Source organism: Bacillota bacterium, from assembly GCA_013314855.1.
Lineage (GTDB): Bacteria > Bacillota > Clostridia > Acetivibrionales > DUMC01 > Ch48.
Window position 1 is genome coordinate 1 of sequence record JABUEW010000177.1, and the last position, 6,081, is coordinate 6,081.

General features: G+C 51.2%; 5 protein-coding genes and 1 pseudogene. 3 read left to right on the forward strand and 3 right to left on the reverse strand.

Annotated elements, in window-relative coordinates; translation table 11 throughout:
• Positions 1-162: 162 nt before the first annotated feature.
• The gene (locus HPY74_19180) at positions 163-906 is read right to left on the reverse strand and encodes an ATP-binding protein (protein ID NSW92735.1); all 744 of its coding nucleotides are present in this window, start codon (positions 904-906) and stop codon (positions 163-165) included.
• Positions 903-1,499: a hypothetical protein gene (locus tag HPY74_19185; GenBank protein ID NSW92736.1), complete on the reverse strand. Its 597-nt coding sequence runs from the start codon at positions 1,497-1,499 to the stop codon at positions 903-905. Before HPY74_19185 ends, HPY74_19180 begins: the two co-directional genes overlap by 4 nt.
• A gap of 48 nt (positions 1,500-1,547) precedes the next feature.
• Between HPY74_19185 and HPY74_19190 the strand changes: the two genes are divergently transcribed.
• The 3 genes from HPY74_19190 to HPY74_19200 are packed head-to-tail and all read left to right on the forward strand — an operon-like array spanning position 1,548 to position 4,803.
• On the forward strand, positions 1,548-2,822 hold the full coding sequence (locus HPY74_19190; protein NSW92737.1) for a tyrosine-type recombinase/integrase: 1,275 nt from the start codon (positions 1,548-1,550) through the stop codon (positions 2,820-2,822).
• Positions 2,819-3,790: a tyrosine-type recombinase/integrase gene (locus HPY74_19195; GenBank protein ID NSW92738.1), complete on the forward strand. Its 972-nt coding sequence runs from the start codon at positions 2,819-2,821 to the stop codon at positions 3,788-3,790. Before HPY74_19190 ends, HPY74_19195 begins: the two co-directional genes overlap by 4 nt.
• Positions 3,787-4,803: a site-specific integrase gene (locus tag HPY74_19200; protein NSW92739.1), complete on the forward strand. Its 1,017-nt coding sequence runs from the start codon at positions 3,787-3,789 to the stop codon at positions 4,801-4,803. Before HPY74_19195 ends, HPY74_19200 begins: the two co-directional genes overlap by 4 nt.
• 129 nt (positions 4,804-4,932) lie before the next feature.
• Here HPY74_19200 and HPY74_19205 read toward each other — a convergent pair.
• Positions 4,933-5,943: pseudogene (locus HPY74_19205) on the reverse strand (IS21 family transposase).
• Positions 5,944-6,081 lie beyond the last annotated feature (138 nt).

A 6,081-nucleotide genomic window follows, 5' to 3' on the forward strand; every position in this document is an offset into this window, starting at 1 on the left:
CTGGATATTTCGCTCCGATTGAGCCACGCGTACGCTGCGGAGTGAGCCACCGTCACGCGCGAAATGAGCCACTTTCGCGGAGGGAGAGCCATATGCAGTGCGCAGCGGTTTGAAAGGGGTGCAGGGGGAAACTTTTGAAAATGTCCCCCCTGCAGACCTGCCTTACTCCTGAATGCCCTTGCGTTTACGCATGGATTCCTCGCCGTCGATGAAGATGGTGTAGGAATCGTGGACGATGCGGTCGAGGATTGCGTCGGCCAGCGTATCCTCGCCGATCTTCTGGTGCCAGCCGGCCGGGCTAAACTGGGAACTGAAGATGGTCGAGCCTTTCTGATGCCGGGCCTCCACGATTTCAAGCAGGTCCCTGGCCTCGGTACTGGTCAGCGGCATCAGCAGCCATTCGTCTAGAATCAGCAGGCAGACCTTTTTGTACTGCTTCATGACCTTCTTGTAAATTCCCTCGCCGCGGGCGACGGCCAGCTCGTTCAGAAGATCGGGTAGGCGGATGTATTTGACCGAATAGAAGTTGCGGCAGGCCGCCATGCCGAAGGCGCAGCTGAGATAGGTTTTGCCGGCACCTGACGCGCCTAGAATGATGAGGTTGTGTTTTTCGGCGATGTAGTTGCAGGTGGAAAGCCGGGTAATCTGCTCTTTGTTCAGTTTCCGGTCGGCATGATATTCGATGTCTTCGATCGCGGCGTTCGGGATGTTGAACTCCGCCTGATGGATCAGCTTTTTCAAGTGGTTGCTCTTACGGCGGCTCCACTCGGCGTCGACCATCAGGCCGAATCGTTCCTCAAACAAGAGCTCCTTCATCGCCGGGTCCTCCAGCTGTTGCCTGTATGCGTCCGCCATAGCTGACAGCTTCATTTCGTGCAGTTTTCTGAGCGTGTTTTGGTCCATCATTTCGAATTCCTCCCATAGTACGCAGCACCGCGGGTGAACCCGAAGGACTCGGTATCCTTTTTGTTTTCGGCCGGTTTTTCCTCTGCGACCCTGTCCTGTCCGGTTTTCAGGATGGTCTGGACATTCCGGAAACTAGGGCTGGGCGTGTAGCTGAGAGCTCGCTTGCAGGCAGCCTCGAGCCGAGTGATTGAATACTTGTCTCCGAGTTTGAGCAGCGCCATGCAGGCGCGGTATCCCTGCTGTTCGACTTTGTGGGAGGCAAGAATGGCTTTGACGACCATCCCAGCGTTCGGACCGACCTTTCCGGCCCACGTGAGGAAGCGCTCGGCATTCCATTCGGTATACTTCTGATGGTCGGGCGGCATGTGGTCGGTTACGGTGCTGTACTGCCCCGGCCGGCCGTACAGCCTTGGATGAGAACAGATGCGATTGCCATCAAAAAGGACCTCGATGACATTCCGGGTCAGCCGCACGTCGACCTTCTGCTTGATGTACTCATACGGAACGCTGTAGAACATCTTGTCGACCGAGATGTGAAATGGCAAGTTCGGCAAAATGTAAAGTTGATTAATGATCCACCATAAATTAGACAATCTTATATTGCTTTCCTCTACATTTCATTCCTATACTTGATTAGGCGAATGCTAAAATTAAGAAAAGGAGTGAAGCATATGACCCAATCTATTGACAATCTGATCAATTATGCCAGAAACGTACTGGAAGAAGATGGCCTAACTACAGACTATGTCAAGCAGCTTTTGTATGCATGGAATGCCTTGAATCAGTATCTCCATGAGACTGGCCGGAGTTTATCAAAGGAAACAGTTTCATGTTTTCTGAAAGAAAGGTATGGCATTGATCCAAGCATTAACTTTGCACAGCTTACAAGCGTTAACAAACGGCGCAGGCGTGCAGTGCACATCCTGGTGAACTGTATGGAGCATGGGCTTGCAAGCATCCCAAAGACATACTCGCCTTACCGGTTTGACGCCGGGTTTGAGCAGGATTTTACTGCCTTCATAGAGGGCAGGAAGTCACAGGATTTATCTTTACCGACAATTAATAGAGACATCCACTGCCTCAACAAACTGTCAGAGTACCTGATAATGTCCGGGGCTATATCATTGCAGGAACTTGACAGCACATGCATCGTGGGGTTCATGAAATGGCTCTCGGTAACAGGACAGCTTCCTACCATGAAAGGTGCCGCCTCCTCCCTACGTCTTCTGGCTGATTATCTGTACCACGAAGGAATACATCAACAGAATCTGTCATGCCATGTACCTAAGGTAAAGGTGAAACCGGATGGGATACCTTCCGTATATACCCCGGATGAAATCCAGACAATGCTGGAACATTTCAGCCACTCAAATCCGGTGGATGTACGTAATTATGCAATGGTACTTCTTGCAGTCCGTCTCGGCATGCGTGCATCAGATATCTGCTCCCTTAGGTTTGAAAACCTGAACTGGCAGAACAGCACGATTGAGTTCACGGTCCAGAAAACAGGAAGGCATGCAGTCCTTCCCTTAACAGGCGAGGTCGGGGATGCCATCATAGAGTACCTGCGCTATAGCCGCCCCGAAACAGATGACAAGCACATATTCATAAGGCTACAGAAGCCTTACCGGGAGTTACGACCAGCTTCTCTGCATCCCATCGTCACACTTGCCATGAGGAATGCAGGCATCAAAATCCCGCCCGGTAAACGTCATGGCCCGCACGCCTTAAGGGCCAGCCTGGCAAGCGAGATGCTGTCCCGGAATACTCCATTGCCAGTGATTTCTGAAACGCTTGCCCATACGTGCACTGATACTACACGTATCTATCTGAAAATAGATATCAGCCATCTGCGGAAATTATCCCTGGATGTACCCCCGCTTGGGAATGTCTGGATGGGGGGTGTCCCGGTATGAATGACTACTTTTATGGTCCGTTTGCTGGCCTGCTCCATGATTTCGTTAACTTCAAACGCAGCATGGGCTTCAAATACCAGAAGGAAAGCACTTATTTAAAGCAGTTTTCCGAATTCTGTGTCATCAAGGGTTTACAGGAACCCGTATTGACTAAAGAACTTTGCGATGCTTGGTGCCATAAAAAGCCTTATGAGCAGCAGAGGAACGGTACGGACCAGCGGGTCACCTGCCTGAGGCAGTTCACCCTGTATCTCGTTTCCATCGGCTACGATGCATATATCCCTCTGCACCTTGAAAACAAACGGAGCCGGAAATCCAGATATGTCGCTTATGTATTTACCCATGAGGAGATGGATGCCATCATCTCATGCAGTGATAGGATTTATCCCCATCGCCGTTCAACAATGCATCTGGTGATGCCTGTCCTTGTCAGGCTGCTGTACAGCACCGGATTAAGGATCATGGAGGCACTCAGCCTGCAACTGAAAAATGTAGACCTGGTCAACGGGGTCATGCGGATTGAGCATGCGAAATTTGACAAGGACCGGCTCGTTCCCCTTTCATACAGTATGCTGGAGATTCTAAAGCAATACTGCAGTGTCATGCATCTGAAGTACCTTTCGGAAGATTTCCTTTTCATGGGGATTTCCCGGCAGCCATGTACACACCACGAGATTTACCTGAGATTCCGCGAACTGCTCCAGAATGCCAGGATCCCACATGCAGGGCGTGGAAACGGTCCGAGGATACACGATATCCGGCACACCTTTTGCTGTCATACCCTGCAGAAAGCAGTGGACAACAAGATTGACCTGAATGCGGCACTGCCAGTACTTTCCGAGTACCTGGGGCATGAATCCATTGCAGCGACAAGCCAGTATCTGCGGATGACAGCCGAAGTCTATCCGTCCATAATGGATGCAGTCAACGAAGTCTGCTCCTATGTGATTCCGGAGGTGAGGAGATGAAGCCTACAGATCTTGCCAAATACCTCACCAGATACCTTACATCATACCTGCCGGATACCAGGGGGTTAAGCACGAATACAATAGCATCAAGACGGGATACTTTCGCGCTTTTCTTCTCATATTTACAGGATGAGAAGAAAATCAACCCCTCCAAGGCCCACATATCAAGCCTTGACGCCGAAACAGTCACTGGTTTTCTGGACTGGCTTGAAAATACCCGTGGGTGTAGCGCTTCTACCAGGAACCTGAGGCTGTCAGCGCTGAAAGCATTTTTTCTATACATACAGACGCAGACACCGGATCATATGTACCTCTGCCAGCAGATAGCTGCATTGCCCCTTAAGAAATGTCCGGGAAAAAGCATCGAATACCTAACGCTTGACGGAATAAAGGCAATACTTGATGTGGTGGATACGGCAACACCTGCCGGCAGGCGGGATCTGGTCCTACTCAGTGTCCTGTATGACAGTGCAGCCAGAGTTCAGGAGATTGCTGACCTGAAGGTCGGTGACATACGGCTTCCAAAACCCTCCACAATTCGCCTGACCGGCAAAGGGAATAAAACAAGGGTTGTCCCGCTGATGGATTCCACTGCAAGGCTGTTGCACCAATACCTGGATGAAAATACCCTGCATCCAGTGGAACACTACAATCATCCGGTATTCAAGAACCGCAGCGGAACCAAACTGACCCGAGCCGGGATTACTTACATACTGGACAAATATGTTACCATTGCAAAGCAGTCCTACCCTGCATTAATGCCAAAGGATATTTCGCCACATTCTTTTCGGCATAGTAAAAGCATGCATATGCTTCAGGCAGGAGTACCCCTGATATATATCAGGGATTTCCTTGGCCATGCTGAAATTTCCACGACGGAAGTGTATGCCCGGTGTGACAGTAGTCAAAAACGGAAAGCCATAGAGGCTGCTTACCCAAATATCCAAGTATCAGCGTTACCATCCTGGCAGTCTGATGATGGACTGATGAACTGGCTCAAATCTCTTTGCTAAATTGTATGCCTGTTTATGGTGAAATGTAAAGTCATTCGGCTTGGAAATGCGTATTTAAAAGCATATATCTGACTTACTCTACATTTTGCCGAACTTGCCATTTCACATCAAATGTGAAGCTTCACATTTGATGTGGTAGTTGTACTGGACGGTGGCAACTTTCCACTGCGCCAGCTCATAGGGCTGCCGGGGCAGCGGCTGCAGAAAGTTCTTCTCCTCCTCAAAAAACACACTCAATCGGCTGCCGGGCTTTTTCTGGAATGGCTTGCGATTGAACTCGTCTAGCTTCTCCAGGATGGCGTCGTTCAACTCTGGTAGAGAAAGAAACTGCTGGTGCCGCAATGCCGCAAGGATCCATGTCGAAACAATGCCGACGGTTCCCTCTGCATTTGGCTTGTCCTTTGGCTTGCGGACGCGGGCTGGGATGATCACCGTGCCGTAGTGTTCCGCCATCGCATGATAGGCCCGGTTGATGACGGGGTCATACCATGAGCTCTTGTCCACGCCGGTCTTAAGGTTGTCAGGGATAAGGATGCGGGTTACCCCTCCAAAAAAACGGTAGGCGTTGACATGGGCGGTAATCCAGCTCTCCTGATTCTGTGAGAGAAAGCCCTCCACATAGGCGTAGCCGCTGCAGGACAGCACCGCCACGAAGATGTAGACAGGGATCGGCTCGCTGGTGTCGGTGTCGATGAGAAACGCCGTCTGGCCGGCCCAGTCCACCTCCATCTGCTCGCCCGGTTTGCGGTCGATGTGCATCGTTGCCTTGGTCCGGCTGGCATACTCCCGGTAGTATTTGCAGAACTGGGTGTACATGAACGGAACCTCGCCGCTCTGCCGACAGGTCTCGCAATACTCGTTCCACAGCAAGCTCAGCGTCACGCCGCTCTTGGCAAGCTCCCGGTGGACGTACTCGTAGTCCGGCATTTTGCGGGAAGTGGGAGCGTTCTGCTCCGGGAATAATCTCGAGGCGATGTCTTTCTCGCTAAGATTGTCCGGCAGCGGCCATGTCACTCCCACGTCCTGCGCCCGCGCCAGAACCTTGGCGACGGTGTTCCGAGAACACCCGCAGCTTGCTGCGATGCCCCGTTGGCTGATATCCTGAGCGTGTAACCTCAGGATTTCTCGGTATTTGGTCATACAAAGACCTCCAATGGATGTATTTGCATCGGATTTCGATGCATACATCCATTATACCGACAAGGTGGCTCCGCAAGCGTGACGGTGGCTCATTTTCAGCGTGACGATGGCTCTTACTCAGCGTACTGATGGCTCTGG

What these genes read in the sequence shown, in the direction of transcription:
- HPY74_19180 (NSW92735.1), bottom strand. Translation starts at nt 906, where the DNA reads ATGATGGACCAAAACACGCTCAGAAAACTGCACGAAATGAAGCTGTCA.
- HPY74_19190 (NSW92737.1), top strand. Translation starts at nt 1,548, where the DNA reads ATGCTAAAATTAAGAAAAGGAGTGAAGCATATGACCCAATCTATTGAC.
- HPY74_19195 (NSW92738.1), top strand. Translation starts at nt 2,819, where the DNA reads ATGAATGACTACTTTTATGGTCCGTTTGCTGGCCTGCTCCATGATTTC.
- HPY74_19200 (NSW92739.1), top strand. Translation starts at nt 3,787, where the DNA reads ATGAAGCCTACAGATCTTGCCAAATACCTCACCAGATACCTTACATCA.